The 25938-nt window shown below is 70.6% G+C and carries 26 protein-coding genes; 8 read left to right on the forward strand and 18 right to left on the reverse strand.

Annotation, left to right across the window (positions count from 1 at the left end):
- Positions 1–44 precede the first annotated feature (44 nt).
- Positions 45–1529 carry an MFS transporter gene (locus ACWCQ6_RS04160; RefSeq protein ID WP_451085222.1) on the forward strand — a complete coding sequence of 495 codons (1485 nt, stop codon included), beginning with the start codon at positions 45–47 and terminating at the stop codon, positions 1527–1529.
- 243 nt (positions 1530–1772) lie between these two features.
- On the opposite strand, the gene ACWCQ6_RS04165 is transcribed toward ACWCQ6_RS04160, so the two are convergent.
- Together ACWCQ6_RS04165 and ACWCQ6_RS04170 are read right to left on the reverse strand one after the other, a co-directional pair.
- Positions 1773–2009 carry a DUF6243 family protein gene (locus tag ACWCQ6_RS04165; protein WP_451085223.1) on the reverse strand — a complete coding sequence of 79 codons (237 nt, stop codon included), beginning with the start codon at positions 2007–2009 and terminating at the stop codon, positions 1773–1775.
- A gap of 247 nt (positions 2010–2256) precedes the next feature.
- Positions 2257–3639: a glycine--tRNA ligase gene (locus ACWCQ6_RS04170; RefSeq protein ID WP_451085224.1), complete on the reverse strand. Its 1383-nt coding sequence runs from the start codon at positions 3637–3639 to the stop codon at positions 2257–2259.
- Between the two features lie 207 nt (positions 3640–3846).
- On the opposite strand from ACWCQ6_RS04170, the gene ACWCQ6_RS04175 reads away from it, so the two are divergent.
- From ACWCQ6_RS04175 to ACWCQ6_RS04190, 4 genes are all read left to right on the forward strand, one after another.
- Positions 3847–4800 carry a metal ABC transporter substrate-binding protein gene (locus tag ACWCQ6_RS04175; protein WP_451085225.1) on the forward strand — a complete coding sequence of 318 codons (954 nt, stop codon included), beginning with the start codon at positions 3847–3849 and terminating at the stop codon, positions 4798–4800.
- Positions 4801–4838: 38 nt separating this feature from the next.
- Positions 4839–5621 carry a metal ABC transporter ATP-binding protein gene (locus ACWCQ6_RS04180; protein ID WP_451085226.1) on the forward strand — a complete coding sequence of 261 codons (783 nt, stop codon included), beginning with the start codon at positions 4839–4841 and terminating at the stop codon, positions 5619–5621.
- 2 nt (positions 5622–5623) lie between these two features.
- A complete protein-coding gene (locus tag ACWCQ6_RS04185; RefSeq protein ID WP_451085228.1) occupies positions 5624–6517 on the forward strand; it encodes a metal ABC transporter permease in 894 nt (297 codons plus the stop codon).
- A 65-nt stretch (positions 6518–6582) separates the two neighbouring features.
- On the forward strand, positions 6583–7017 hold the full coding sequence (locus ACWCQ6_RS04190; RefSeq protein WP_451085230.1) for a Fur family transcriptional regulator: 435 nt from the start codon (positions 6583–6585) through the stop codon (positions 7015–7017).
- A 33-nt stretch (positions 7018–7050) separates the two neighbouring features.
- On the opposite strand, the gene ACWCQ6_RS04195 is transcribed toward ACWCQ6_RS04190, so the two are convergent.
- From ACWCQ6_RS04195 to leuA, 4 genes are all read right to left on the reverse strand, one after another.
- Positions 7051–7872, reverse strand: coding sequence for an isoprenyl transferase (locus ACWCQ6_RS04195; protein ID WP_451085232.1), 822 nt, complete (start codon positions 7870–7872; stop codon positions 7051–7053).
- Between the two features lie 35 nt (positions 7873–7907).
- On the reverse strand, positions 7908–8654 hold the full coding sequence (gene recO, locus ACWCQ6_RS04200) for a DNA repair protein RecO (protein ID WP_451085234.1): 747 nt from the start codon (positions 8652–8654) through the stop codon (positions 7908–7910).
- A gap of 47 nt (positions 8655–8701) precedes the next feature.
- Positions 8702–9379 (reverse strand): TerB family tellurite resistance protein, encoded by a 678-nt coding sequence (locus ACWCQ6_RS04205; protein ID WP_451085236.1) that lies wholly within the window; start codon positions 9377–9379, stop codon positions 8702–8704.
- Between the two features lie 240 nt (positions 9380–9619).
- On the reverse strand, positions 9620–11407 hold the full coding sequence (leuA, locus tag ACWCQ6_RS04210; protein ID WP_451085238.1) for a 2-isopropylmalate synthase: 1788 nt from the start codon (positions 11405–11407) through the stop codon (positions 9620–9622).
- Between the two features lie 294 nt (positions 11408–11701).
- On the opposite strand from leuA, the gene ACWCQ6_RS04215 reads away from it, so the two are divergent.
- Entirely contained in the window at positions 11702–12778 is a 1077-nt protein-coding gene (locus ACWCQ6_RS04215; protein ID WP_451085242.1) for a M4 family metallopeptidase, read from the forward strand.
- Positions 12779–12809: 31 nt separating this feature from the next.
- Positions 12810–13076 (forward strand): protealysin inhibitor emfourin, encoded by a 267-nt coding sequence (locus ACWCQ6_RS04220; RefSeq protein WP_451085244.1) that lies wholly within the window; start codon positions 12810–12812, stop codon positions 13074–13076.
- Positions 13077–13279: 203 nt separating this feature from the next.
- Here the strand turns inward: ACWCQ6_RS04220 and era are convergent, their stop codons facing one another.
- The 9 genes from era to ACWCQ6_RS04265 form a co-directional block, all read right to left on the reverse strand.
- On the reverse strand, positions 13280–14254 hold the full coding sequence (era, locus tag ACWCQ6_RS04225) for a GTPase Era (RefSeq protein ID WP_451085246.1): 975 nt from the start codon (positions 14252–14254) through the stop codon (positions 13280–13282).
- A gap of 61 nt (positions 14255–14315) precedes the next feature.
- Entirely contained in the window at positions 14316–15260 is a 945-nt protein-coding gene (locus tag ACWCQ6_RS04230; RefSeq protein ID WP_451085248.1) for a WxL protein peptidoglycan domain-containing protein, read from the reverse strand.
- Between the two features lie 83 nt (positions 15261–15343).
- On the reverse strand, positions 15344–16693 hold the full coding sequence (locus ACWCQ6_RS04235) for a beta-xylosidase (RefSeq protein WP_451085342.1): 1350 nt from the start codon (positions 16691–16693) through the stop codon (positions 15344–15346).
- 239 nt (positions 16694–16932) lie between these two features.
- The gene (locus ACWCQ6_RS04240; protein ID WP_451085250.1) at positions 16933–17286 is read right to left on the reverse strand and encodes a cytidine deaminase; all 354 of its coding nucleotides are present in this window, start codon (positions 17284–17286) and stop codon (positions 16933–16935) included.
- Between the two features lie 76 nt (positions 17287–17362).
- Positions 17363–17716, reverse strand: a complete 354-nt coding sequence (locus tag ACWCQ6_RS04245; protein ID WP_451085252.1) for an MmcQ/YjbR family DNA-binding protein — start codon at positions 17714–17716, stop codon at positions 17363–17365.
- Positions 17713–19005 carry a hemolysin family protein gene (locus ACWCQ6_RS04250; RefSeq protein WP_451085254.1) on the reverse strand — a complete coding sequence of 431 codons (1293 nt, stop codon included), beginning with the start codon at positions 19003–19005 and terminating at the stop codon, positions 17713–17715. Before ACWCQ6_RS04250 ends, ACWCQ6_RS04245 begins: the two co-directional genes overlap by 4 nt.
- A complete protein-coding gene (ybeY, locus tag ACWCQ6_RS04255) occupies positions 19002–19499 on the reverse strand; it encodes an rRNA maturation RNase YbeY (RefSeq protein WP_451085256.1) in 498 nt (165 codons plus the stop codon). The genes ACWCQ6_RS04250 and ybeY overlap by 4 nt, the downstream gene beginning before the upstream one ends.
- Before the next feature lie 9 nt (positions 19500–19508).
- The gene (locus tag ACWCQ6_RS04260) at positions 19509–20540 is read right to left on the reverse strand and encodes a PhoH family protein (protein WP_451085258.1); all 1032 of its coding nucleotides are present in this window, start codon (positions 20538–20540) and stop codon (positions 19509–19511) included.
- Positions 20541–20659: 119 nt separating this feature from the next.
- On the reverse strand, positions 20660–21811 hold the full coding sequence (locus ACWCQ6_RS04265; RefSeq protein WP_451085260.1) for a carbohydrate kinase family protein: 1152 nt from the start codon (positions 21809–21811) through the stop codon (positions 20660–20662).
- A 339-nt stretch (positions 21812–22150) separates the two neighbouring features.
- Between ACWCQ6_RS04265 and ACWCQ6_RS04270 the strand changes: the two genes are divergently transcribed.
- The gene (locus ACWCQ6_RS04270) at positions 22151–23506 is read left to right on the forward strand and encodes an MFS transporter (protein WP_451085262.1); all 1356 of its coding nucleotides are present in this window, start codon (positions 22151–22153) and stop codon (positions 23504–23506) included.
- Here ACWCQ6_RS04270 and ACWCQ6_RS04275 read toward each other — a convergent pair.
- Genes ACWCQ6_RS04275 through ACWCQ6_RS04285 form a run of 3 tightly spaced genes read right to left on the reverse strand, consistent with a single transcriptional unit; the run spans position 23470 to position 25797 of the window.
- The gene (locus ACWCQ6_RS04275; protein ID WP_451085264.1) at positions 23470–24462 is read right to left on the reverse strand and encodes an adenosine deaminase; all 993 of its coding nucleotides are present in this window, start codon (positions 24460–24462) and stop codon (positions 23470–23472) included. The two genes, ACWCQ6_RS04270 and ACWCQ6_RS04275, sit on opposite strands and share 37 nt — an antisense overlap.
- Positions 24463–24510: 48 nt before the next feature.
- The gene (locus ACWCQ6_RS04280) at positions 24511–25419 is read right to left on the reverse strand and encodes a ribonuclease Z (RefSeq protein WP_451085266.1); all 909 of its coding nucleotides are present in this window, start codon (positions 25417–25419) and stop codon (positions 24511–24513) included.
- 18 nt (positions 25420–25437) lie between these two features.
- Positions 25438–25797, reverse strand: coding sequence for a histidine triad nucleotide-binding protein (locus ACWCQ6_RS04285; protein WP_451085268.1), 360 nt, complete (start codon positions 25795–25797; stop codon positions 25438–25440).
- Positions 25798–25938 lie beyond the last annotated feature (141 nt).

A 25938-nucleotide genomic window follows, 5' to 3' on the forward strand; every position in this document is an offset into this window, starting at 1 on the left:
GCCCTCCGGCAGCGGAGTTCGTTAGTTAACCGTACTATCCATGTATGCCCGAGCTCAGTCACCGCCGACGGCAGTTGGTACTGGCGATCTGCTGCATGAGCCTGCTGCTCGTCAGTCTCGACAACACCGTGCTCAACGTCGCCCTGCCCTCCATGCAGAAGGAGCTGCACGCCACCGTCGCCGGCATGCAGTGGACGATCGACGCGTACACCCTTGTCCTGGCCTCACTGCTGATGCTCGCGGGCTCCACCGCCGACCGGATCGGGCGCCGCAAGGTCTTCAAGATCGGGCTCGTCCTGTTCACCCTCGGGTCGCTGCTCTGCTCCGTGGCACCGAACCTGGAGTCGCTGGTGGCGTTCCGGATGGTGCAGGCGGTGGGCGGTTCGATGCTCAACCCCGTCGCGATGTCGATCATCACCAACACGTTCACCGACCCGCGCGAGCGGGCCCGCGCCATCGGTGTGTGGGGCGGTGTCGTCGGCATCTCCATGGCGGCGGGCCCGGTGGTCGGCGGTCTGCTGGTGGACTCGGTCGGCTGGCGGTCGATCTTCTGGATCAATCTGCCGGTCGGTCTCGCCGCACTCCTGCTCACCTGGCGGTACGTCCCCGAGTCCCGCGCCCCGAAGCCGCGCCGCCCGGACCCGGTGGGGCAGCTGCTGGTGATCGGGCTGCTCGGTTCGCTGACGTACGCGATCATCGAGGCGCCCTCGGAGGGCTGGGACTCGCCGCGGATCCTGCTGTTCGCCGCGCTCGCCGGGTGCTCCCTGATCGGGCTGCTGCTGTACGAGCCCCGGCGTGCCGAGCCGCTGATCGATCTGCGGTTCTTCCACAGCGCCCCGTTCAGCGGGGCCACCGTCATAGCGGTCTGTGCCTTCGCCGCGCTGAGCGGGTTCCTCTTCCTCAACACCCTCTATCTGCAGAACGTGCGCGGGCTGAGCGCGCTGCACGCCGGTCTGTACATGCTGCCGATGGCGGCCCTGACCTTTGTCTGCGCGCCGCTGTCCGGGCGGCTCGTCGGCAGCCGGGGGCCGCGGCTGCCGCTGCTCGTGGCGGGCGTGGCCATGACGGCATGCGGGCTGCTGTTCGCCGTGTTCGACGCGGAGACCGACGACGTCCTGCTGTTCACCGGCTATGTGTTGTTCGGCCTCGGCTTCGGCATGGTGAACGCACCGATCACCAACACGGCCGTCTCCGGGATGCCGCGTTCGCAGGCCGGGGTGGCGGCCGCGGTCGCGTCGACCAGCCGGCAGATCGGCGGGACGCTCGGGGTCGCCGTGATCGGCGCGGTGCTGGCGGCGGGGGTGGCCGGGACCGGGTCGCCGCGCGGCTCCGAGTACGCGGCGGCGTTCGTGGACGCGAGCAAGCCCGCCTGGTGGATCATCGGCGGGTGCGGGCTGTGCGTCCTGCTGGTGGGGGCGCTGACGAGCGGGCACTGGGCGCGGGAGACCGCACGCCGGACCGCGCAGCGGCTGGAGAAGCCGACGGGCGCCCCGTCCGGGGATCAGGCGTCGGCGAGCTCCAGGGCCTGAAGGCTCTGGAGCCGCTGCCCGGTCCCCTCGTCGGCGGGGGCGTACGTCACCATGCGCGGACCGCTCGGGCATGCAGGACGCGCCGGCCGTCACGCCGCTGGTGCAGTTGGCCGGGGTGCTGACGACGCTGCTCAGTCTGCGGCTGCCGCGCAGGGTGGCGTGAACACGGGGCACGGACAAGGGCGTGGGCCCGGATCACGCGGTGTGATCCGGGCCCACGCCCGTACGGGTGTCGAAGAGGCGTCAGCTCTGCGCCGGTGCGTCCTGCCCGGTCGTTTCCGGCTGCGCGGTGTCGTCCGACGAGGGCTCCGTCGCGCCCGACTGCGCACGCTCGCGCATCTTGCGCAGCAGCTCCTGCTTCTGGTCGGCGGCCGCCTTGCGGTCGGCATCGCGCGCAGGGCCGGCGCCCTGCTGCCCGGCGCGGGACAGCTTCTTGCGCTGTCCGCCCACACCCAGCAGGTTGTTACGGCTCTTGGCCACGGCGTTCTCCCGTTCGTAGTGCGAAGTGAGGTCTGAGGCGACCTGGAATCGGTCCGGTGGGCGGCGGGTGGTCGACCCCGCCGCGCTCTCACTCGTAGATCTGGAAGAACGAATACATGCCGGAACCGTACCCCGGCCCGCCCCGCCGTCGCACCCGATTTCCGGCCGGGCGGCGGCCGGTGCCGCGGTACGACGGAGCCCCGGTCCCCTGCGCGGGGACCGGGGCTCCGCCCGTGGGCGCGGTGGGTCAGCAGCCCAGCAGACGGGCGCCGAGGTAGGCCTGGATCTGGTCCAGGGAGACGCGCTCCTGCTTCATGGTGTCGCGCTCGCGCACGGTCACCGCGTTGTCGTCGAGGGTGTCGAAGTCGACGGTGACGCAGAACGGCGTACCGATCTCGTCCTGGCGGCGGTAGCGGCGGCCGATGGCGCCCGCGTCGTCGAACTCGATGTTCCAGTTCTTCCGCAGGTCGGCCGCGAGGCCCTTGGCCTTCGGCGACAGCTGCGGGTTGCGGGACAGCGGCAGGACGGCGACCTTGACCGGCGCGAGGCGCGGGTCGAGGCGCATCACGGTGCGCTTCTCCATGACGCCCTTGGCGTTGGGCGCCTCGTCCTCGATGTAGGCGTCGAGGAGGAAGGCGAGCATCGCCCGGCCGACACCGGCCGCCGGCTCGATGACGTACGGGGTCCAGCGCTCGCCGGCCTCCTGGTCGTAGTACGCCAGGTCGGAGCCGGACGCCTTGGAGTGCGCCTTGAGGTCGTAGTCCGTGCGGTTGGCGACGCCCTCCAGCTCACCCCACTCGCTGCCGCCGAAGCGGAAGCGGTACTCGATGTCGGCGGTGCGCTTGGAGTAGTGGGAGAGCTTCTCCTTCGGGTGCTCGTACCAGCGCATGTTCTCCTCGCGCAGGCCGAGGTCCGTGTACCAGTTCCAGCGCTGGTCCATCCAGTACTGCTGCCACTCCTCGTCCTCGCCCGGCTTGACGAAGAACTCCATCTCCATCTGCTCGAACTCGCGGGTGCGGAAGATGAAGTTGCCCGGAGTGATCTCGTTCCGGAAGGACTTGCCCATCTGGGCGATGCCGAACGGCGGCTTCTTGCGCGAGGTCTGCTGCACCTGGCCGAAGTTGGTGAAGATGCCCTGGGCGGTCTCGGGGCGCAGGTAGGCGACCGAGCCGGAGTCCTGGGTCGGGCCGAGGTGGGTGGAGAGCAGGCCCGAGAACTGCTTGGGCTCGGTGAAGGTGCCCTTGTTTCCGCAGTTGGGGCAGTTGAGCTCGGCCAGGCCGTTCGCGGGCGCGTGGCCGTGCTTCTCCTCGTACGCCTCCTCCAGGTGGTCGGCACGGAAGCGCTTGTGGCAGGAGGTGCACTCGGTCAGCGGGTCGGTGAACGTGGCGACGTGACCGGAGGCGACCCAGACCTCGGGGGCGAGGATGACCGACGAGTCGATACCGACCACGTCCTCGCGCGAGGTGACCATGTAGCGCCACCACTGGCGCTTGAGGTTCTCCTTCATCTCGACGCCCAGCGGCCCGTAGTCCCAGGCGGCCTTCTGGCCTCCGTAGATCTCACTGCACGGGTAGACGAAGCCACGGCGCTTGCTCAGGCTGACGATGGAGTCGATCTTGTCGGCGGCCACGGTGCTCTCTTCATTGCGACGAAAGTTGGACAGGGGTGGCGCGAAGCGCGCCTCGGTGGGGGTGGTGATCAGGAGACGGGCGGGCGAATGTCTCAGATTACCGGCGGGCACGCCCCTTGGATCAAATCGGTACCGGCATCGCCGGCCGGGAAGTCATCTCATAAGCCTTGTTGACAATCGTTTCCAACTTTGTTGAAAATGACTGTCATGAACGTAAGCCGCCTCATACCCACCTCCGCCGTCGCCGGAGCAGTCGCCCTCGGCCTCACCGCCCTCACCGCCTGCTCCTCCCCCGACGCCGCAAACGGCAAGAACGGCGACAAGCTGGACGTGGTGGCCTCGTTCTATCCGATGCAGTTCCTGGCCGAGGAGATAGGCGGGAAGCATGTCTCCGTCACCACGCTGACCAAGCCGGGCCAGGAGCCGCACGACCTGGAGCTCAGCCCGCGGCAGATCGGCGGGCTCACCGACGCCGGCCTCGTCCTGTACATCAAGGGCATCCAGCCCGCCGTGGACGACGCCATCGTGCAGTCCGGCGCGAAGAACGTCACCGACGCCTCGAAGCTCACCACGCTGGAGGACCACGGCACCGAGACCGGCGCCGACGAGCACGACCACGAGCACCACGGCGACGAGGCCGGGGCCGACCCGCACATCTGGCTGGACCCGGTGAAGTACGCAGAGGTCGCCAAGGGCGTGGGCGCGTCCCTGGAGAAGGCCGACCCCGACCACGCCGCGGACTACCGCAAGAGCACGGACGCGCTGGTCACCAAGCTCGACGATCTGAACACGGCGTACGTGAACGGGCTGAAGAACACCTCCACCAAGACGTTCATCACCACCCACTCCGCCTTCGGATACCTCGCCGAGCGCTACGGCCTCACCCAGGAGGGCATCGCCGGCGTCGACCCCGAGGCCGAGCCCAGCCCCGCCCGGATCAACGAGATCCACACCATCGCGGAGAAGAACAAGGCCACCACCGTGTTCTTCGAGACGCTCGCCAGCGACAGGACCGCGAAGACCGTCGCCGAGGACACCGGCCTGAAGACCGACGTCCTGGACCCGCTCGAAGGAATCACGACCGAGTCCAAGGGCGACGACTACATCGAGGTCATGCAGTCCAACCTCGCCGCCCTGCAGAAGGCGCTCGGCGCGAAGTGACCCCCGTACCACCCGCCACAGCAGCATCGGAGGCACTCATGCCCGAGACCGGGAGCACCACGACCGAACCCGTGATAGCCCTGCGGGGCGCCACGGCCACGCTCGGCGCACGGCCGGTGCTGCGGGGCATCGACCTGACCGTCCACCGCGGCGAGGTCACCGCCCTGCTCGGCGCCAACGGCTCGGGCAAGTCGACCGCCGTGCGCTCCGTCATCGGGCAGGTCCCGCTCACCGGCGGCTCCGTCGAGCTGTTCGGCACCCCGCTGCGCCGCTTCCGCGGCTGGGCACGGATCGGCTACGTACCCCAGCGCACCACGGCGGCCGGCGGTGTCCCCGCCACGATCCGCGAAGTCGTCACCTCCGGACGGCTGTCCCGCACCAGGCTCGGCCTGCTCCGCAAGGCCGACCGGGCCGCCGTCGACCGGGCCATCGAGCTCGTCGGCCTCGCCGACCGCGCCGAGGACTCGGTGGACGCGCTCTCCGGCGGCCAGCACCAGCGGGTGCTGATCGCCCGCGCGCTGGCCGCCGAACCCGAGCTGCTGATCATGGACGAGCCGATGGCCGGCGTCGACCTGGCCAGCCAGGAGATCCTCGCCACGACCCTGCGCGAGCAGGTCGCGGCCGGCACCACGGTGCTGCTGGTGCTGCACGAGCTCGGCCCGCTGGAACCGCTGATCGACCGCGCGGTCGTACTGCGCGACGGCTGTGTGATGCACGACGGGCCGCCCCCGAAGGCGCTGGGCCAGCACGCCCTGCCCGGACACGACCATGTACACCCCCACGCGGCCACCGGGCCCGTCCGGACGGGACTGCTGAGCTGATCATGGAATTCCTCAACCCTCCCTTCATGCAGCGGGCCCTGCTCGCCGCCGTGCTCGTCGGCGTCATCGCCCCCGCCGTCGGCATCTACCTCGTCCAGCGCCGACAGGCCCTGATGGGCGACGGCATCGGCCACATCGCGATGACCGGCGTCGGGCTCGGCTTCCTGCTCTCCACCAGCCCGGTCTGGATGGCCACCGCGGTCGCCGTCGCCGGTGCCGTCGTGATGGAGCTGATCCGCTGGTACGGACGCACCCGCGGCGACATCGCGCTGGCCATGCTGTTCTACGGCGGCATGGCGGGCGGTGTCCTGCTGATCAACCTCTCCGACACCGGCTCCAACGCCAACCTCACCTCGTACCTCTTCGGCTCGCTGTCCACGGTCTCCTCCGAGGACATCGTGTCGATCTGCCTGCTGGCGGCCTTCGTGCTGCTGGTGACGCTGGGGCTGCGCCGCCAGCTCTTCGCGGTCAGCCAGGACGAGGAGTTCGCCCGGGTCACCGGACTGCCGGTGCGCGCGCTGAATCTGCTGGTCGCCGTGACGGCGGCGGTGACCGTCACCGTCGCGATGCGGGTCGTCGGGCTGCTTCTGGTCAGCGCGCTGATGGTGGTGCCGGTCGCTGCCGCGCAGCAGGTCTCCAGGTCCTTCCGGGTGACATTCGTGCTGTCGGTCGTCATCGGTACGGCGGTGGCCCTGGCCGGCACCGTGACCTCGTACTACCAGGACGTCCCGCCCGGCGCGACGATCGTGCTGCTGGCCATCGCGGTCTTCATCGCCGTGACACTGCTCGCCACGCCACTGGCCGGAAGGCGCGCCCGCCGGAGCGAAACGGCGTCCGGGGAGTGCACCCTTGAGGTACCGGCCTCCCGTCCGGCCCCGGACGAGCTCCGGGTTTGACCGCGGCCCCGGGACGGGCTGGCACAATGGCCCGACACAGGTACGGGCGACACGAGGAGGCTGCTGTGGCAACGGCGCCGATCAGTGGAACGAACGCGGCCCCGGTACGCGGCCGGTCGACCCGGCAGCGGGCGGCGGTGGCGGCGGCGCTCGACGAGGTGGACGAGTTCCGCAGCGCCCAGGAGCTGCACGACGTGCTCAAGCACCGCGGCGACTCGGTCGGGCTGACCACCGTCTACCGCACCCTCCAGTCCCTCGCCGACGCCGGAGAGGTCGACGTGCTGCGCACCACGGACGGCGAGTCCGTGTACCGGCGCTGCTCGACCGGGGAACACCATCACCACCTGGTGTGCCGGATGTGCGGCAAGGCCGTGGAGGTCGAGGGCCCCGCGGTGGAGCAGTGGGCGGAGACCATCGCCTCCCAGCACGGCTATGTGAACGTGGCCCACACGGTCGAGATCTTCGGTACCTGCGCGGAGTGCGCGGAAGCGAAGAAGTGACGGTCCGGGGGCGCTGCCCCCGGACCCCGCCGTTCAGCCCTTCGGCTCCTGCCCCGTCTCCACCGCACCGCCGAAGCGCCGGTCCCGCTGGGCGTACTCCAGGCAGGCCCGCCACAGGTCGCGGCGGTCGAAGTCGGGCCAGAGCACGTCCTGGAAGACCATCTCGGCGTAGGCGCTCTGCCAGATCAGATAGTTGGACGTGCGCTGCTCCCCGCTGGGGCGGACGAAGAGATCGACGTCCGGCATGTCCGGGTAGTAGATGTACTTCGCAAAGGTCTTCTCGTTGACCCTGGACGGGTCCAGCTTCCCGGCCGCGACGTCCTGCGCGATGCGCTGCGCGGCGTCGGCGATCTCGGCCCGGCCGCCGTAGTTGACGCAGAAGTACAGCGTCATTCTGTCGTTGTCCTTGGTCTGCTCCTGGGCGACCTGGAGCTCCTGGACCACGGACTTCCACAGCTTGGGCATGCGGCCCACCCAGCGGATGCGGATGCCCAGCTCGTCCATCTCGTCGCGGCGGCGGCGGATGACGTCCCGGTTGAAGTTCATCAGGAACTTCACCTCCTCCGGGGACCGCTTCCAGTTCTCGGTGGAGAACGCGTACAGCGAGAGGTTCTTGACGCCCATCTCGATGCAGCCCTTGAGCACGTCCATGACGACGCCCTCGCCGACCTTGTGGCCCTCGGTGCGCGGAAGGCCGCGCTCCTTGGCCCAGCGGCCGTTTCCGTCCATCACGACGGCCACGTGCTTGGGCACCAGCTCGCCGGGGATCTTCGGGGGCGTGGCGCCGGAGGGGTGCGGCTCCGGGGTCTTGTAGTCGCGCCGCTTACGGCCGCCGAGCATCCCGCGTACTGCCATGAACTGTCTCGCTCCCTGTGCCTGATCTGCCTGAGTCATTTCTCTACGTACCGAAGTGAGCGCAGCCCGCGCTCCAGGTGCCAGTGCAGATAGGCGGACACCAGTCCGCTCCCCTCCCTGACATGACGCGCCTCGCACGCCTCCGCCGTCTCCCAGTCGCCGGTGAGCAGCGCGCTCAGCAGGGTGATGGCCTCAGCCGAGGGTACGACGCTGCCGGGCACCCGGCAGTCGCCGCATATGACACCGCCCGCCGCGACGGAGAAGAACCGGTTGGGTCCGGGCATTCCGCACCTGGCGCAGTCCTCGAAGCTGGGTGCGTAGCCGTTGACGGCGAGCGAGCGCAGCAGGAACGCGTCGAGGACGAGATGCGGCTCGTGCTCGCCGCGGGCGAGGGTGCGCAGCCCGCCGACGAGCAGCAGGTACTGCTGGACCGCGGGCTCGCCCTCGTGGTCGGTGAACCGCTCGGCGGTCTCCAGCATCGCGGTGCCGGCGGTGTAGCGGGCGTAGTCGGTGACGATGCCGCCGCCGTACGGGGCGATCGTCTCGCTCTGGGTGCAGAGCGGCAGTCCGCGGCCGATCAGTTCGCTGCCGCGGGCGAAGAACTGCACGTCGACGTGGGAGAAGGGTTCCAGCCGCGCCCCGAACTTGGACTTCGTGCGCCGCACCCCGCGCGCGACGGCGCGGACCCGGCCGTGGCCACGGGTCAGGATCGTGATGATCCGGTCGGCCTCGCCCAGTTTCTGCGTGCGCAGCACCACGCCGTCGTCCCGGAACAAGCTCATACGACCATTGTCCGGTACGGCGTCGGCTCACCGGCCCCCCGGGGCGGTCAGGAGGGGGTGCGCGCCGCCTCGGCGAGCAGCCGGGCCGTGTCCTGGGCGCAGAGCTGCAGCGCGCCGCCGACCGTGGTCAGCACCTCGCGCTCCGTCTGTCCGTACGGGCCGTCGGCGAGCGCGATCCTGGCGCCCTGGAGGAGAATCGATTCACGTCCGGCGGGGGCCAGATGCGGGGCGAGGGGTTCCAGCGCCTCGTGCAGTTCGATGGCGAGGGCCGCCCCGCAGGCCTCGGCCGCGGCGTCGAAGGCGGAGCCGTTGCCGGTGTCGGCGGCGAGCACCTCGACGACGGTGCAGAGCTGCTCCTCGGTGCAGTCGTCGAATCCGGCTCCGCGCACGATGGCGGCCGCGGTCTCCAGCACCGTACGCGAGGTGGTGCCGCCCGCCGCGAGGACGCCGAGCGTGACGGTGTGGATGGCATCCCGGAGCATGGCGGAGAGCCGGGTGGTGGTGGGGTGGTCGAGCGCATCGGTGCCGAAGTGCTCGCGGCAGGCGGCGCATTCGACGACGGGGCCCACCGTGCCGCGTGCCAGCATCGGCACGCCGAGCACCACGAAGCGCCGACGACCGGTGAGGCGGCGGTAGTTGCGGTCGCCGCCGCAGCCGGGGCAGAAGAACTCGCCGTCGCCCACGGGGTCCCAGACAGTGCGGATGCCGCAGATACGCAGCTTCATGGCGCGTTGTCCCAGGGCTGACCGCACGTCGCACACCTCCGTAACTCCCCCGTAGCCCCAAGGGCACGGGAGGTGCCCCCTCCGGCAACATTGCCGTGTGGACGTGATGTTAACCACAGTCGTGATGCGGCGTCAGCACCTCGCTCGTCACAACCCTCCGGAGATGGCCGAACCCCGCCCCCCGGATGCGGGTGGACGGGGTCCTCGGCCGTGCGGCTCGACGCCCTCGCGGGCGCCGGATCAGCGGCTGGCGCGGTTGACGGCGGAGACGACCGCCTTCAGCGAGGCCCGGGTGGTGTTGGCGTCGATGCCGATGCCCCACAGGACCTTTCCGTCGATCGCGCACTCGATGTACGAGGCGGCCTGGGAGCTGGCGCCCTCGCTCATGGTGTGCTCGGTGTAGTCCAGCAGACGGGCGTCGATACCGATGGCCTGCACCGCTTCGAAGAACGCGGAGATCGGCCCGTTGCCGGTGCCGGTCAGCACGGTGTCCGCGCCGTCCACGGTCGCCTCGACGGTGATCGTGTCCTGGCCGTCGGAGCCGGTCGTGGTCTGGCCGGTGCGCAGCTGTACGCGGCCCCAGGCGTTGTCCGGGTTGGGCAGGTACTCGTCGCGGAACGTGGACCAGATCTGCGTCGGGGTGACCTCGCCGCCCTCGGCATCCGTCTTGGCCTGAATGATCCGGGAGAACTCGATCTGCATCCGGCGCGGCAGGTCCAGCTTGTGGTCGTTCTTCAGAACGTAGGCGATTCCGCCCTTGCCGGACTGGGAGTTGACCCGGATGACGGCCTCGTAGCTGCGGCCGACGTCCTTCGGGTCGATCGGCAGGTACGGCACCGCCCACTCGATGTCGTCCACCGTCTTGCCCTGGGCGGCAGCGTCGGCCTCCATGGCGTCGAAGCCCTTCTTGATGGCGTCCTGGTGGGAGCCGGAGAAGGCGGTGTAGACCAGGTCGCCCGCGTAGGGGTGGCGCGGGTGGACCTCCATCTGGTTGCAGTACTCGCTGGTGCGGCGGATCTCGTCGATCTGCGAGAAGTCGATCTGCGGGTCGACACCCTGCGAGAACAGGTTCATTCCCAGGGTGACCAGGTCGACGTTGCCGGTGCGCTCACCCTGGCCGAACAGGCAGCCCTCGATCCGGTCCGCACCGGCCATGATGGCCAGCTCGGCGGCAGCGACAGCGGTGCCTCGGTCGTTGTGCGGGTGGACCGACAGGCAGACGAACTCGCGGCGCGACAGATTGCGCGACATCCACTCGAACCGGTCCGCGTGCGTGGACGGCGTCGAACGTTCCACGGTGGCGGGCAGGTTGAGGATGATCTCGCGGCCCTCCTCCGGCTGCCAGACGTCGCAGACCGCCTCGCAGACCTCCAGGGCGAAGTCCAGCTCGGTGTCGGTGAAGATCTCGGGGCTGTACTGGTACCCGAAGATCGTCTCCGGGCCCAGCAGCTTCTCCGCGTACTCCATGACCAGCCGCGTGCCGTCCACGGCGATCTGCTTGATGTCGTCCCTGGAGCCGCGGAAGACGACCCGGCGGAAGGTGGGCGCCGTCGCGTTGTACAGGTGCACGGTGGCGCGGTGGGCGCCGACGAGGGACTCCACGGTCCGCTCGATCAGGTCCTCGCGGGCCTGTGTCAGGACGGAGATCGTCACGTCCTCGGGGATCGCGCCCTCTTCGATGATGGAGCGGACGAAAGCGAAGTCGGTCTCGCCGGAGGACGGGAAGCCGACCTCGATCTCCTTGTAGCCCATGCGTACGAGCAGATCGAACATCTCGCGCTTGCGGGCCGGCGACATCGGGTCGATCAGCGCCTGGTTGCCGTCGCGCAGGTCGGTGGAGAGCCAGCGGGGCGCGACCGTGATCCGCTTGTCCGGCCACGTGCGGTCGGGGATGTCGACGGCCTCGTAGGTGCCGTACTTGTGGATCGGCATCCCGGACGGCTTCTGCAGCTGGGTCGCGTTGGTGATCGGCGTCGGACGGCCGACGGCGGACTCGGCGGGGATCTGGGCGGGATTTGCGGCAGTCATGGCGTACGGCTCCTCGGGGTCCAACCAATGGGACGGCCGACTGTGTCGCTGCAACACAAGACTCCGCGGGGAGGGGGTCGGCCTACGACTACAGGCCCTCGCCGCGGCAGCTAAGAAGAAGCAGCCCGAAACGCATGATGCAAAGAGACTAGCCGAGGGGCGCCTGATGCGTCGGCCCCGTATCACTATGCGGGACCGGGCGCAGGAAACACCCGACGGTGACCGATCACTCCATTTCGTCAATCCTGATCGCAACCAGTGACATATCGATTACCTGGTGCCACAGTCGGCGGTATGCAGCCTCAGTCACAGCACGGGTTCCACCCCGTCTTCTGCACGATCGTGCCGCCTCACCTCCTCGACAAGCTGTCGCAGTCCGACAACCCCGATCTCGCCGGCCCCTCCCGTCGCACCCTGGAGGGCGACGCGGCCCGCCGCACCCGCCGCCAGATGGCCACGGTCGTCACCGTGCCCGTCGCCCCCGCGACCGACGGGGAAGCCTCCGACAAGCCCGACCGCACGCTCTACGACTGCCGCCACCGCACCCGGCTGCCCGGCACCAAGGTCCGCTCCGAGGGACAGGATCCGACGAAGGACGCGAGCGTCAACCGCGCGTACGCGGGGCTCGGCGCCACCTTCGAGCTGCTGCTCAAGGCATACGGCCGCAGTTCGATCGACGGCAACGGACTGCCGCTGATCGGTTCCGTGCACTACGACGAGAAGTACAACAACGCCTTCTTCGACGGCGAGCAGATGGTCTTCGGCGACGGGGACGGCGTGATCTTCCAGGACTTCACCGTCGCCATCGACGTGATCGGTCACGAGCTGACCCACGGCCTGACCCATTACACCGCCAATCTGAGCTACTACGGCCAGTCCGGCGCACTCAACGAATCCATGTCCGACGTCTTCGGTTCCCTGGTGAAGCAGTACACGCTGGGCCAGACCGCCGACCAGGCGGACTGGCTGATCGGCGCCGGGCTGCTGGCGCCCGGCGTCCAGGGCGTCGCGCTGCGCTCGATGAAGGCGCCGGGCACGGCCTACGACGACGACGTGCTGGGCAAGGACCCGCAGCCCGCGTCGATGGAGGACTACATCCACACCGGCGAGGACAACGGCGGGGTGCATCTCAACTCCGGCATCCCGAACCGCGCGTTCTGTCTGCTGGCGACGGCGCTCGGCGGCCATGCGTGGGAGCGTGCCGGGCAGCTCTGGTTCGATGTGCTCACAGGTGGTCAACTGGCCGTGGACGCGGACTTCGCGTCCTTCGCCCGGCTGACGGTCGCCGCGGCCCGCAGCCGCTTCGGCGAGGGCGACGAGACCGAGGCCGTCCTGAAGGCATGGTCGGAAGTGGGCGTACCGACCGCGTAGAACCCGGACGTCCGGCGTTGGAGGACATCGCATGCGGATTCAGGTCAGCAGGACCGGCGGCTTCGCCGGCATCGCACGCCACAGCGAGGTCGACACCGCCGGGCGGGACGACGCCCCGGAGTGGGAGGCGCTGGCCGAGTCGGCGCTGGCCGCGGGCCACGACACCCCGCCCAAGGGGGTGCCGGACGGCTTCCAGTACCGGATCACGGTCGGCGACCGGACGGTCCACTGCGCGGACCCGAGGCTCACCGACGCCCAGCGGGCCCTGGTCTCACGCGTCCTGAAGGAGGGCGCGTGAGACCGGCCTGCCGGTGACCCGGGCCGCCGGATTCCCCGTACCCCGGTCCCCTCGGCGCGGGCCCTTCGACCCGGGGCAGAACCCCGGCTTGCGCGGTTGCTTCGGCACCCGTCTCGACTCCCGCCCTCGCACCCATCGGCCCCAGGGGGCCTCGACGGCTTCGGACAGCTGCGCCGCCCTCCGGCCGCCGGACCGGGCAGAACTCAGAAGCCCAGCTTGCGCAGCTGCTTCGGGTCGCGCTGCCAGTCCTTCGCGACCTTCACATGGAGGTCCAGGAAGACCGGGGTACCGAGCAGTGCCTCGATGTGCTTGCGCGACTTCGTGCCGACGTCCTTCAGCCGCCTGCCCTTCGGGCCGATGATGATGCCCTTCTGGCTTGGACGCTCGATGTAGACGTTGGCGTGGATGTCGAGCAGCGGCTTGTCCGCCGGACGGCCCTCGCGCGGCAGCATCTCCTCGACGACGACCGCGATGGAATGCGGCAGCTCGTCCCGTACGCCTTCGAGCGCGGCCTCGCGGATCAGCTCCGCGACCATGACCATCTCGGGCTCGTCGGTGAGGTCGCCCTCCGGGTAGAGCGGCGGGCTCTCCGGGAGCAGCGGGGCGATCAGGTCGCCCAGCAGGTCGACCTGGGTGTCCTTGACCGCGGAGACCGGGATGATCTCCGCCCACTCGAAGCCGAGGTCCTCGCCGAGGCGGGAGACGGCGAGCAGCTGTTCGGCGAGCTGCTTGGAGTCGACCAGGTCGGTCTTGGTGATGATGGCGATCTTCGGGGTCTTCCTGATGCCCGCGAGCTCCTTGACGATGTACTTGTCGCCGGGGCCGAGCTTCTGGTCGGCGGGCAGGCAGAAGCCGATGACATCGACCTCGGCCCAGGTGGTGCGTACGACGTCGTTGAGCCGCTCGCCGAGCAGTGTGCGCGGCTTGTGGAGGCCGGGCGTGTCGACCAGGATCAGCTGCGCGTCGTCGCGGTGCACGATGCCCCGCACGGTGTGCCGGGTGGTCTGCGGGCGGTTGGAGGTGATCGCCACCTTCTGGCCGACCAGAGCGTTCGTGAGGGTGGACTTGCCCGCGTTGGGGCGGCCCACGAAGCAGGCGAAACCGGCCCGGTGGGGGGCTTTGTCCGCGGCCTGCTGCGCAGCGGCTTCTGTGTCAGGTCGAACGCTCATGGCGCCCATTGTCCCCGATCCCGGCGGCCTCGCCGCACCAAGGGGCGCGGCGGGGCCGCCGGGTGTCGCCTCAGGCGGTACGGGCACGGCCCCGGCGGGCCCGTATCCACACCGCCGAGCCCCCGCCGACGAGCACCAGCAGGATCCCGGCCATCAGCCAGGGCAGGGCGAAGTACGCGACAGCGGCGGACTCGCGGGTCTGCCGGGCGCTCGCGGTCAGCCGGATCTCGCCCCATTCCAGCTGGGGCGCGTCGGCCCACTGCTCGGTCAGCCGGACCTCCTGGCGGGGCAGCAGCTCGGAGGGGATCCGCTTCAGGTCGCGGGCGAGCAGGGTGCGGCCGAAGAGTCCCTCGGCCTTGAGTGCGACCTTGGGGCTGAGGGTGACATTGCCCCGGTTGTGGAGCGTGTACGAGATGACGGCCCGGCTGCGCCCGGTGCCGGGAACCAGCGGCTGGGTGTGCTCGACCCGGATGTCGTCCACGGAGAGCGCGGGCATGGTCGGACCGTTCACCCGCAGATAGATCCGGGCGCCGACCGCCTTCTGAATGCCCACGGCGACGGCACCGGCGTCGGCCGGGTCGATGCGCTCGTCGAGTGCGACGAGCGCGCCGGGGTGGTCGCCCGGTTCGGCGTTCTCGGGGACGGTGATGGTGAGCGGGACGGTGACCGAGCCGTGCGGCTCCACGGTGACCCGGTCGCGGTCGGTCCTGGCCCAGGCGCCGACCGAGCGCTGCCGCTCGTCGCGGGTCCGTACGGCGAAGCCGCCGTCGCGCGCGGTGTTGTAGGCGTCGGCCGCGTACAGCCGGAGGGTCTGCGGCCGGTCCGTCTTGTTGGTGACGGTGACCTTGTCGTGGAGCGTGGCGCCGGGATCGGCCGAGAGGTAGAAGTACGGGCGCTGACCGGCCCGTTCGGTGGCCGGGTAGACCGACCAGCTGCCGTTGTCCGCGGCCTGGACGGCGGGCGCCCCGATCAGCAGGAGGGCGCCGGCCAGAAGAGTCAGGTAGATGGTGCGCACGGTGCGAAGCCCCCGGGTGGTGGTCGGGACGGGCGGTCCGGGCGGGTGCGCGCCCGGTCCGCCTGCTGGTCGGGACCGCTCGGTCAGGTGAGGGTGAGGGTGAGCACGCCGGAGTACGCGCCGGGGGCGGTGTACGCCGGTACCTTCAGCGCGAGCCGGGCGTCGACGTTGAACTCGCCGCCGGTGACGGTCCCGTTCGGCGTGGACGCCAGGGTGGCGCCCGCGCTGCCGACCGAACCTGCGGAACCCGCCGCGCAGGTGCTCGGGCTGCCGGGCTTCGTCGCGCAGGCCGGGGTCCAGGTGAGTGCGGAGGCGCCGATCGTCGCACCGCCGGGGCCCTTGAAGTCGGTGACCTTTCCGGTCAGGGACCAGCCTGCGGGGCCGCCGCGGAAGTCCTCGACCGTGACCGTCTGCAGGGAGCCCCGGGAGGCGCCGCCGCGGCCGAAGTCGACTGCCGACATCTCGACGGTGTCCCCGGCCTGGACCATGGAGAGCGTGCCCGCCTCGACGGAGGTGTTGAGCCGCTGGCTGCCGTCCGGGATCTCGCCGCCGCCACCGGTGACGGTGTAGGCCTGCGGGCCGGCGCCCTTGGCCGGGTCCCAGCTGCCGCCCTCGTAGGCGACGATGCCGGTGGTCGCCGGATCGTCGACGGTGAGCCGGCCGCTGAAGTTGCCGGAGCCGTCCGCCTTGGCGGTGGCCGTGTCGGCGGTCTGTGCGTCACCGGCCCGCCCGGCGAGGGTGATGTCCGCGCCGGGGGTGAACTTCGACCCGGTGACGGTGACCTCGTCGCCCGCCTTGCCGGACGCGGCCCCGAGCTGGATGGCGCGCTCGTTGACCTGGCCGCCGTCGTCCGTCGCGATGATCGTCTCGGAGACGGGGGCGGGTGGGTCGGTCACCGTGCAGGGGGTGTCCAGCTCCATGATGTAGCTGGTGTGGATGTTGTAGTCACCGGGCGAGAGCGTGATCTGTCCGGGTGCGGTGACCGTGAAGGTGCCGGTCATCGAGAACGACGGGAAGGCTCCCTTGCCGGGTACCGGGTCGTTCTTCTTCGGGCCCGCGACGGTGACGCTCGCGCTCTGCGCGCCGCCGACGGTGACCTTGCCGGTCGGCGTCATGATGTCGGCGGGCAGCGCCAGGTCGACAGGGTTCCCGGCGGCCGGCTCGACGACGGTGTATGTGACCGTGACCGTGTCGCCCACCCTCGGGGCGGCGTTGTCGACGGTGATCTCGGCCTTTGTGGGCCCGTCGATCGGCGGGATGCCCGCGATGGCCGGCGGGATGCAGTGGGTGGGGAAGTCCACCGGCACCGAGGCGGTGACCATGGCCTGCGCGGGGACCGCGAGTCCCCCGCCCCCGGCCACGACGAGCGCGCCGACGCCCAGCGCGGCGGCCCAGCGGCGGCCCGGCCGTCTTCGGGCACCGGATCTCCGCATGCTGATTCTTCGGACGGTCTGACGCATGGAGCCCCCTCCTGCGGATGCGGCGCGGCGGCTCTCCGCGCCGACGGGGGCCCATTGACGGCTCCGGCCCCGAAGAAGTCAATGGGAGCGGAACGCGCGGGCTGATGGCCCATCAGATGCTGTCAAGATCCGTGATTCCCGCACCCGGTGCGCGAACGCCCCGCACGTCCGGATGCGGGGCGTTCGCGCACGGCGTGCGGCTCGTGCCGGTGTCAGCCCGCCGTCACGCTGACCCGCAGTGTGCCGTCGGGCCCGGCGAGCAGTACGGGGGTGTCCGGGCCGCCCAGGTCCCGTACCGCGGCACGGTCCTCGTCCGACGGGGTCTCGGCCTCGGAGACGACCGCGGCCGCCTCCAGGGAGGTGGCCCCGCTGGCCACGGCCATCGCCACGGCGGTCTGCAGCGCGCTGAGCTTCAGCGACTCCAGCCGCACGGTGCCCGCGACGTACGTACGGCCGGTCTCGTCGCGTACGGCCGCGCCCTCCGGCACACTGTTGCGGGCGCGGGCGCTGCGCGCCAGCGTGACGATCTTGCGGTCCTCGGCGCCGAGGTCGGTGCTCTCAGTCATGTGCCGAGCATACGAACCGGGCGCGCCGGCCCGCGCACCGCCCGATGCCTGTCGGCGGATCGGGGCCGAAGAGGCCCTACGGCCGGTCGAGCCGCAGCCGGTCCGCCTTCGGCAGCCCCGCCACCACCAGGTCGTAGGAGTCCTCGATCAGCTCGCGGAGCACCCGGTCGGGCACCCCGGACACCGTCACCGTGTTCCAGTGACGTTTGTTCATGTGCCAGCCCGGCACCACCGCGTCGTACTTCTCCCGCAGCCGCACCGCCTCGTCCGGGTCGCACTTCAGGTTCACTGTCAGCGGCCGGGCGTCCAGCGCGGTGAGCGCGAACATCTTGCCGAGCACCTTGAAGACGGAGGTCTCCGGGCCGAACGGGAACTCCTCGGCACTCGCGTTGAACTCCAGACAGCAGGCCCTCAGCTGCTGCGGGGTCATTCCTCGTCCTCCGTCGGTGGCTCCACAGGCTCCACCAGCACCGTGACGATCTTGTTGCGGCGGCCGGCCGGGGACTCCGCGGTCAACCGCAGCCGACGGCCGTCCGGCAGGTCGACGACGGCCGAGGCCCCGGCGATCGGAACCCGCCCCAGCGCCTTGGCCAGCAGCCCGCCGACGGTCTCCACGTCCTCGTCGTCGTACTCGTCGAAGCCGAACAGCTCCCCGAGGTCGCCGATGTCCAGGCGCGCGGTCACCCGGAAGCAGTCGTTCTCCAGCTCCGTGACGGGCGGGAGCTCGCGGTCGTACTCGTCGGTGATCTCGCCGACGATCTCCTCAAGGATGTCCTCGATGGTGACGATGCCCGCCGTGCCTCCGTACTCGTCGATCACGACGGCGACGTGACTGCGCTCCTGCTGCATCTCGCGCAGCAGGTCACCGGCGTTCTTGGTGTCGGGGACGAAGGCGGCCGGCCGCATCGCGGTGGAGACCGGATCCGCCTCCGACTCGCGGTTGATGTGGGTCTTGCGGGCCAGGTCCTTGAGATACACGATGCCGACGATGTCGTCCTCGTTCTCCCCGGTGACCGGGATCCGTGAGAAGCCGGAGCGCAGGGCCAGGGTGAGCGCCTGCCGGATCGTCTTGTAGCGCTCGATGCAGACCAGGTCCGTCCGCGGCACCATGACCTCGCGCGCCAGCGTGTCGCCGAGCTCGAAGACGGAGTGCACCATACGGCGCTCCTCGTCCTCGATCAGCGACTCCGCCTCGGCGAGGTCGACCATCGCGCGCAGTTCGGCCTCGCTGGCGAACGGCCCCTTGCGGAAGCCCTTGCCCGGGGTCACCGCATTGCCGATGAGGATCAGCAGCTGCGGGATCGGGCCCATGACCCGGGCCAGCGGCAGCAGCACGTACGCCGCGGCGGTGGCCGTGTTCAGCGGGTGCTGGCGGCCGATCGTGCGCGGCGAGACCCCGATGGCGACGTAGGAGACCAGCACCATCACGCCCATCGCGACGGCCAGCGCCTCCCAGGTCCGCGGGAACTCCTTCAGGCAGGCGTAGGTGACGAGCACCGCGGCCGACATCTCGCAGGCGACCCGCACCAGCAGGGCGACGTTGAGATAGCGGGTCGGATCCGCCGCGACCTGCTCCAGCTTCCCGCTGCCGCGCCGCCCGGAGCGGACCGCCTCGGCGGCCCGGAAGCTGGAGACCCGGGCGATGCCCGCCTCCGCGCAGGCCGCCAGCCAGCCGACGACGACCAGCAGAACGGCACCGAGTACGAGAGGAACGCTCACGAGACGGTGGGGGCGGGCGACGGGCCGGTCAGGCCGTGCTCGGCGCGCCAGCCGTCGACGATCGCGGCCTGGAGGCCGAACATCTCGGCCTTCTCGTCCGGCTCCTCGTGGTCGTACCCGAGGAGGTGCAGCACTCCGTGGACGGTGAGGAGCTGGAGCTCCTCGTCCATGGAGTGCCGGGTCTCCGCGTCCTCGCCCTGCTTCTTGGCGACCTCCGGGCAGAGCACGATGTCACCGAGGAGCCCCTGCGGGGGCTCCTCGTCGTCCTTGGCCGGCGGACGCAGCTCGTCCATCGGGAAGGACATGACATCGGTCGGGCCCGGAAGGTCCATCCACTGGATGTGGAGCTGTTCCATGGCGTCGGTGTCCACCACGATCACCGAGAGCTCGGAGAGCGGGTGGATCCGCATCCTCGCGAGTGCGTAGCGGGCGATGTCGAGGATCGCCCGCTCGTCGACCTCGGTTCCGGACTCGTTGTTGACATCGATCGACATGGTGCGCTGCTACTGCTTCCCGTTGTGGCTGTCTCGGTTGTCGTACTTCTCGTACGCGTCGACGATACGGCCGACGAGCTTGTGCCGGACGACATCCTGGGAGGTGAGCCGGGAGAAGTGGACGTCCTCGACGCCGTCGAGGATCTCCTGGACCTGGCGCAGACCGCTCTTGGTGCCGTTCGGCAGGTCGACCTGGGTGACGTCACCGGTGATGACGATCTTCGAGTCGAAGCCGAGCCGGGTCAGGAACATCTTCATCTGCTCGGCGCTGGTGTTCTGCGCCTCGTCGAGAATGATGAACGCGTCATTGAGCGTACGGCCGCGCATGTACGCCAGCGGCGCCACCTCGATCGTGCCCGCGGCCATCAGCCGGGGGATGGAGTCGGGGTCGAGCATGTCGTGCAGCGCGTCGTAGAGCGGGCGCAGATACGGGTCGATCTTCTCGTAGAGCGTGCCGGGCAGGAAGCCGAGCCGCTCGCCCGCCTCGACCGCGGGCCGGGTCAGGATGATCCGGTTGACCTGCTTGGACTGCAGGGCCTGGACGGCCTTCGCCATGGCGAGATAGGTCTTGCCGGTACCGGCGGGGCCGATGCCGAAGACGACCGTGTGCTTGTCGATCGCGTCGACGTACCGCTTCTGGTTGAGCGTCTTGGGGCGGATCGTGCGACCGCGGCTGGAGAGGATGTTCTGGGTCAGCACCTCGGCCGGTGTCTCCTCGCCGTCCCCCTCGCCGCTCTCACTCGCCCTGAGCATGGCGATCGAGCGTTCCACTGCGTCCTCCGTCATCGGCTGACCGGTGCGGAGCACCAGCATCATCTCGTCGAACAGGCGCTGGATCAGGGCGACTTCCGTCGCGTCTCCGGCGGCGCTGATCTCATTTCCCCGGACGTGGATGTCGGCCGCCGGGAAGGCCGTCTCGATCACGCGCAGCAAGGCGTCGCCGGAACCCAGAACGGTCACCATCGGATGGCTGGCGGGGACGGTGAAGTGGGCTCGCGCCTGCCTCGGCGCAGGGGTCTGGGCTGTGGGTGTCTGAGTCATGGGCCGGCTCTGTGGCCTGCACATACCTCCCGTTGCAAGGTTCTCGCCGATCGACAACCTCTCGGATTTACAAGCCTACGACTCCGCACCGACAACACCGAGGGCTTTTTCGCACACGCTCACGAACGGGTGCGCCCGCCCGGTGGTCGGGCGGGATGCCGGAAGCCGATCGTCGGGACCGCGCGGCGCAGCGGCCAGGGCCTGGCGGCGGCAGGCAGCAGTTCCTCCAGGAAGGCGTAGCGCTGGAGCGCGGCCGGGTCCTGGTCGGCAAGGGTACGGATCTGCTGCCACCAGGCGGCGATCTCCGCCCAGCCCGGCGCCGACAGCGATCCGCCGAACTCCTGGACCGAGAGCGCCGCGGTCAGTCCGGCGAAGGCCAGCCGGTCGGCCAGCGGCCAGTCCGCCAGGGTGCCGGTGACGAAACCGGCGACGAAGACGTCTCCCGCGCCGGTGGGGTCGAGCGCCTCGACCTCGATCGCGGGCACCTCGGCGCTCTCCCCGGTCGCCGAGTCCACCGCGTACGCGCCCTGAGCGCCCAGGGTGACCACGGCGAGCGGCACGCGCTCGGCCAGGGCGTGGGCGGCGGCGCGCGGGCAGTCGGTGCGGGTGTAGCGCATCGCCTCCTCGGCGTTGGGGAGGAAGGCCCGGCAGTGCTCCAGGTCGGCGAGGGCGTCCAGGTCCCAGCGGCCGGTCTCGTCCCAGCCGGTGTCGGCGAAGATCCGGGCGCCGTTGCGGGCCGCGGTGGCGACCCAGGGTTCGCTGCGGCCGGGGGCGAGCGAGGCGACGGCGGCGCGGGCGCGGGGCGGGCAGCGGGGGAAGGACGGTTCCCCGGCGGGGAGGGCGGCGCCGGGGGCGCCCTCGGGGCCGGGCGCCTCGTGACCGTGCGAGACCATCGTCCGCTCGCCCTCGTACGCCATCGAGACGGTCACCGGCGAGTGCCAGCCGGGGACGGTGTGCGACATGGACAGATCGATGCCCTCGCCCTGCTCCAGGGCGTCCCAGCAGTACTCCCCGTAGTGGTCGTCGCCGAAGGCCGCGGCCAGCGAGGTGTGCAGCCCCAGTCTCGCCAGGGCGGTGGCCATGTTGGCGACGCCGCCGGGACTGGAGCCCATGCCTCGTGCCCAGGACTCGGTGCCGCGTACCGGGGCGCTGTCCAGGCCGGTGAAGATGATGTCGAGGAAGACCGTGCCGGTGAGGAAGACGTCGCAGTCCGGGTCCTGCGGGGCACGCAGCCCGTCCAGTGGGTCGATACCTGGAATGTCCGTGCTCACCTTGCACTCCCCGGTCGTGGCAGATCCGGCCAGTGTGCCCGATTCACTGCCGTATCCGGAGGGCGCGCGCCGCAGGTGCCGACAAGGCCCACCCCGGTACCTCACATCCGCGCACTGACCTGCATAAACATGCGCTGCTACCCGCACTCCCCGAGCATAAACACATATGTGACCTAGATCACATGGGGTTGCCTTTCGGTCGACTGGCCGCGGTTGATACAAATTGGCCCGCGAGCCCCTTCGGCGACGGTTGCCGACGAGTGGCCCGACTTCCCCCGCATTTCCCGCATTGCCCTCCCCTGCCTTTTCTGCCGTATCGGCATGTCTTCAGGAACGCCCATGTCCTCGCGCCCGCGCGCCGCGTGGCCCCTGGTCGCCGTGTTCACCGCCGGTTACCTCGCCTCCTATCTGCTGCCCACCATCGTCGGGCGGCTCTCCGTCCATCTCGGCCTCAGTGCGGCGCAGTCCGGGCTGGTCGGCAGTGCCCTGCTGCTGAGTTCGGCGACCGCCGGGTTCACGCTGGCGGGCCGGGTCGAGACGTGCGGGCCGCGGCGGCCCGCACGGATCGGGCTGGTGCTGGCCATGGCGGGCTACGGCTGCGCCGCCCTGGCGGGGTCGGTGCCGCTGGTGGTCATGGGCGCGATGATCGGCGGCTTCGGCTCCGGCACGGCGACCGCGGTGGCCGCCGCGGGCATCGCCGCCCAGCGCGATCCGCACCGGGCCTCGTCGCTCGGGCTGCTCAGTGTCTCCGCGACGGCGGGCGCCCTCTATCTGACGATCCCGCACCTCGGCGGCGGCCACCGGCTGCCGTTCGCCTCGATCGCCCTGGTCGCCCTGGTCGTCTGGCCGGCCACCGCACGGCTCGGCGGCGTCGTGCCGGCCGGCCCCACCGCCCCGGCCGCCGCCCGGCTGCCGCACCGCCGTTCCGGTCTGGTGCTCGCGGGCGGCATGCTCGTCTGGTCCATGGCGCAGAACGCGCTGTGGGGCGTGAGCAGCCGGATCGGGGTGGTCCAGGTCGGGCTCTCCGAGGTCACCGTCGGCGCGGTGTTCGCCACCGCGCTCGGCGCGGGTCTGCTCGGGGTGATGGGCGCCGGGGTGCTGGGCGCCAGGCTCGGCCGGGCGGTGCCGATCGGTCTGGGCACCGTGATCATCGCGGCGAGCATCGTGCTCAGCTCGTCGGCCGGGAGCCTCGGCCGGTTCGCGACCGGCGAGATCCTCTGGAACACGATCTACCCCGTGGTCCTGTCGTACCTGATCGGCCTGGCCGCCTCCCTGGACGTACGCGGCCGCTGGGCGGTCCTCGCGGGCTCCGCGTCCTCCGTCGGCGTGGCCTGCGGGCCGGTCCTCGGCAGTGTGCTGTCCGAGCGGGCCGGCTACCCGGTCATGGGCCTGATCCTGGGCGCGCTCACCCTCCTGGTCGCGGCCCCGTTCACGGCCGTCGCCCTGCACACCGGCGGCCGCCCGCTGGTGCCGGGATCGGTGCGCCGCAGGGGCGGTGCCCCGGCCGCGCTGCTCGCCGTCACCACCGGAGCGGTGCCGGGCGCCGTGCCCGAGCTGGGCGCGCCCGAGCAGGCCGTCACGGAGATCAGCCTGCCCGTGCGCCGCAAACGCCCGGTCCGGGGTGCGTTCCGGACGGCCGGTCCGGCGGGCGGGGCCGGTCAGTCGAACGCGTACGCCTCGACCTCGGACAGATAGCGCGCCCTGCGCTCCTCGTCGTGGTCGAGGAAGGCCGCCTCGAAGGAGTTGCGGGCCAGCGTGCGCAGCTGCTCGTGGTCCAGACCGAGCGCCTCGCGGACGGCGTGGAAGGTGTCCCCGACGTATCCGCCGAAGTAGGCGGGGTCGTCGGAGTTCACCGTGCAGAGCAGTCCGGCGGCCATCATGGCCCGCAGCGGGTGCTCCTCCAGGGTGTCGATGGCACGCAGCCGTACGTTGGACAACGGGCAGAGGGTGAGCGGTACCCGGTCCGCGACCAGCCGCTTCACCAGCTCCGGGTCCTCCATGCAGCGCAGCCCGTGGTCGATGCGCTCCACCCCGAGGACGTCCAGGGCCTCCCGGATGTACTCGGGCGGGCCCTCCTCGCCGGCGTGCGCGACCTTGCGCAGCCCGAGCGCCGCGGCCGCCTCGTACACCTCGCGGAACTTGGCGGGCGGGTGGCCGACCTCCGCCGAGTCGAGGCCGACCGCGCTGATCCGGTGCAGATACGGCTTCGCCGCCTCCAGGGTCTCCATCGCCGACTCGGCCGACCGGTCGCGCAGGAAGCACATGATCAGCCGGGTGGAGATGCCGTGCTTCTCCTCGCTGCGGTCCAGCGCCCGGCCGAGCCCCTCGACGACGGTGCCGATCGGGACGCCGCGGGCGGTGTGCGCCTGCGGGTCGAAGAAGATCTCCGCGTGCCGAACACCCTGTGCGGCGGCACGGGCGAGGTACGCGTCGGCGAGCTCCTCGAAGTCCTCCTCGGTCCGGAGCACCGCCATCAGCGCGTAGTACAGGTCCAGGAAGCTCTGCAGGTCCTCGAAGAGGTAGGCGGTGCGGAGCTCCTCGGTGTCGGCGTACGGCAGTTGTACGCCGTTGCGCCGGGCGAGCGCGAAGGCCAGTTCGGGTTCGAGGGTGCCTTCGATGTGGAGGTGGAGTTCGGCTTTGGGGAGGTGCACGGGTTTTTCACGCTCACAGACGGTGGTGCTGATGTGGTGCCGGTGTGTTCAGAGGTGCCGGGTGGGCACGGGAACCCGGCCGAGGTCCTGGGCGACGGTCAGTTCGCCCTCGTACCCCGCCGCGCGGGCCTGGGCCTCGAAGACGGCCGGGTCGTCGTACCGCTGCGAGAAGTGCGTCAGCACGAGGTGCCGTACGCCCGCGTCCCGGGCCACCCGGGCCGCCTGGCCGGCGGTCAGATGACCGTGGTCGGTGGCGAGCCGTTCGTCCTCGTCCAGGAAGGTCGACTCGATGACCAGCAGGTCGCAGCCCTCGGCGAGCACGTGCACGCCCTCGCAGAGCCTCGTGTCCATGATGAACGCGAACCGCTGGCCGCGCCTGCGCTCGGAGACGTCGTCGAGCGTGACGCCGCCGAGGGCGCCCTCGCGCTGGATCCGGCCGACGTCCGGGCCCTTGATGCCGTGCTCGGCGAGCTTCTGAGGCAGCATGCGCCGCCCGTCGGGCTCGACGAGCCGGTAGCCGAACGACTCGACGGGGTGCGAGAGCCGGTGGGTGCTGAGCGTGTACGCGTCGGTGACGGCGAGTACCCCGTCCGTGTCGACCGGGGCCTCGGTCAGCTCGACGGACTCGCGGTAGGCGGTGGCGTACCGCAGCCGTTCGAAGTAGCGCTGTCCGCTCGCCGGGTAGTGCGCGGTGACCGGGTGCGGGACCTGGTCGAGGTTGATCCGCTGGATCACCCCGGCCAGGCCCAGTGAGTGGTCGCCGTGGAAGTGCGTGACGCAGATCCGGTCGATGTCGTGCGCGGCGACACCGGCTCGCAGCATCTGGCGCTGGGTGCCCTCACCGGGGTCGAAGAGGATGCCCTCGCCGTCCCAGCGCAGCAGATAGCCGTTGTGATTGCGGTGTCTGGTCGGGACCTGGCTGGCGGTGCCGAGGACCACGAGTTCGCGTACGGACATGGTGTGCGACCGGTCGATCTAGCCGGGGGGCCACTGCAGTCCGCGGCCGCCCAGGACGTGCGCGTGCGCGTGGAAGACGGTCTGACCGGCGCCGGAGCCGGTGTTGAAGACGACCCGGTACCCGGTGTCCACGATCTTCTCGTCGGCGGCGACCTGCCCGGCCTCACGCAGTATGTCGGCGACGATCGCCGGCTCGGCGACGGCGAGCGCGGCGGCGTCCGCGTGGTGGACGCGGGGGATGACGAGTACGTGGGTCGGGGCCTGCGGGTTGATGTCCCGGAAGGCAACGGTGGTCTCGGTCTCGCGGACGATGGTTGCCGGGATCTCGCCCGAGACGATCTTGCAGAACAGGCAGTCGGGCTGCGGTTCTCCTGCCATGGGGCGGCTCCTCGGTAGATGGTGGTGATCGTTGTACGGCATGCTATCGGGCCGCCTGCGGCGGGTGTTGTCCCCTACCCGCCCGGGAACCGGCCCCTCCGGCGATCGAGGAGCGGGGGTCCGGGGCAGCGCCCCCGGCTA

The organism is Streptomyces sp. NPDC001880, from assembly GCF_053594575.1.

Bases quoted from the DNA above. Each gene is read 5' to 3' on its own strand.
- ACWCQ6_RS04160 (WP_451085222.1), top strand. From the start codon at position 45: ATGCCCGAGCTCAGTCACCGCCGACGGCAGTTGGTACTGGCGATCTGC.
- ACWCQ6_RS04175 (WP_451085225.1), top strand. From the start codon at position 3,847: ATGAACGTAAGCCGCCTCATACCCACCTCCGCCGTCGCCGGAGCAGTC.
- ACWCQ6_RS04180 (WP_451085226.1), top strand. From the start codon at position 4,839: ATGCCCGAGACCGGGAGCACCACGACCGAACCCGTGATAGCCCTGCGG.
- ACWCQ6_RS04185 (WP_451085228.1), top strand. From the start codon at position 5,624: ATGGAATTCCTCAACCCTCCCTTCATGCAGCGGGCCCTGCTCGCCGCC.
- ACWCQ6_RS04195 (WP_451085232.1), bottom strand. From the start codon at position 7,872: ATGGCAGTACGCGGGATGCTCGGCGGCCGTAAGCGGCGCGACTACAAG.
- recO (WP_451085234.1), bottom strand. From the start codon at position 8,654: ATGAGCTTGTTCCGGGACGACGGCGTGGTGCTGCGCACGCAGAAACTG.
- ACWCQ6_RS04205 (WP_451085236.1), bottom strand. From the start codon at position 9,379: ATGAAGCTGCGTATCTGCGGCATCCGCACTGTCTGGGACCCCGTGGGC.
- leuA (WP_451085238.1), bottom strand. From the start codon at position 11,407: ATGACTGCCGCAAATCCCGCCCAGATCCCCGCCGAGTCCGCCGTCGGC.
- ACWCQ6_RS04215 (WP_451085242.1), top strand. From the start codon at position 11,702: ATGCAGCCTCAGTCACAGCACGGGTTCCACCCCGTCTTCTGCACGATC.
- ACWCQ6_RS04220 (WP_451085244.1), top strand. From the start codon at position 12,810: ATGCGGATTCAGGTCAGCAGGACCGGCGGCTTCGCCGGCATCGCACGC.
- era (WP_451085246.1), bottom strand. From the start codon at position 14,254: ATGGGCGCCATGAGCGTTCGACCTGACACAGAAGCCGCTGCGCAGCAG.
- ACWCQ6_RS04235 (WP_451085342.1), bottom strand. From the start codon at position 16,693: ATGCGGAGATCCGGTGCCCGAAGACGGCCGGGCCGCCGCTGGGCCGCC.
- ACWCQ6_RS04240 (WP_451085250.1), bottom strand. From the start codon at position 17,286: ATGACTGAGAGCACCGACCTCGGCGCCGAGGACCGCAAGATCGTCACG.
- ACWCQ6_RS04245 (WP_451085252.1), bottom strand. From the start codon at position 17,716: ATGACCCCGCAGCAGCTGAGGGCCTGCTGTCTGGAGTTCAACGCGAGT.
- ybeY (WP_451085256.1), bottom strand. From the start codon at position 19,499: ATGTCGATCGATGTCAACAACGAGTCCGGAACCGAGGTCGACGAGCGG.
- ACWCQ6_RS04260 (WP_451085258.1), bottom strand. From the start codon at position 20,540: ATGACTCAGACACCCACAGCCCAGACCCCTGCGCCGAGGCAGGCGCGA.
- ACWCQ6_RS04270 (WP_451085262.1), top strand. From the start codon at position 22,151: ATGTCCTCGCGCCCGCGCGCCGCGTGGCCCCTGGTCGCCGTGTTCACC.
- ACWCQ6_RS04280 (WP_451085266.1), bottom strand. From the start codon at position 25,419: ATGTCCGTACGCGAACTCGTGGTCCTCGGCACCGCCAGCCAGGTCCCG.
- ACWCQ6_RS04285 (WP_451085268.1), bottom strand. From the start codon at position 25,797: ATGGCAGGAGAACCGCAGCCCGACTGCCTGTTCTGCAAGATCGTCTCG.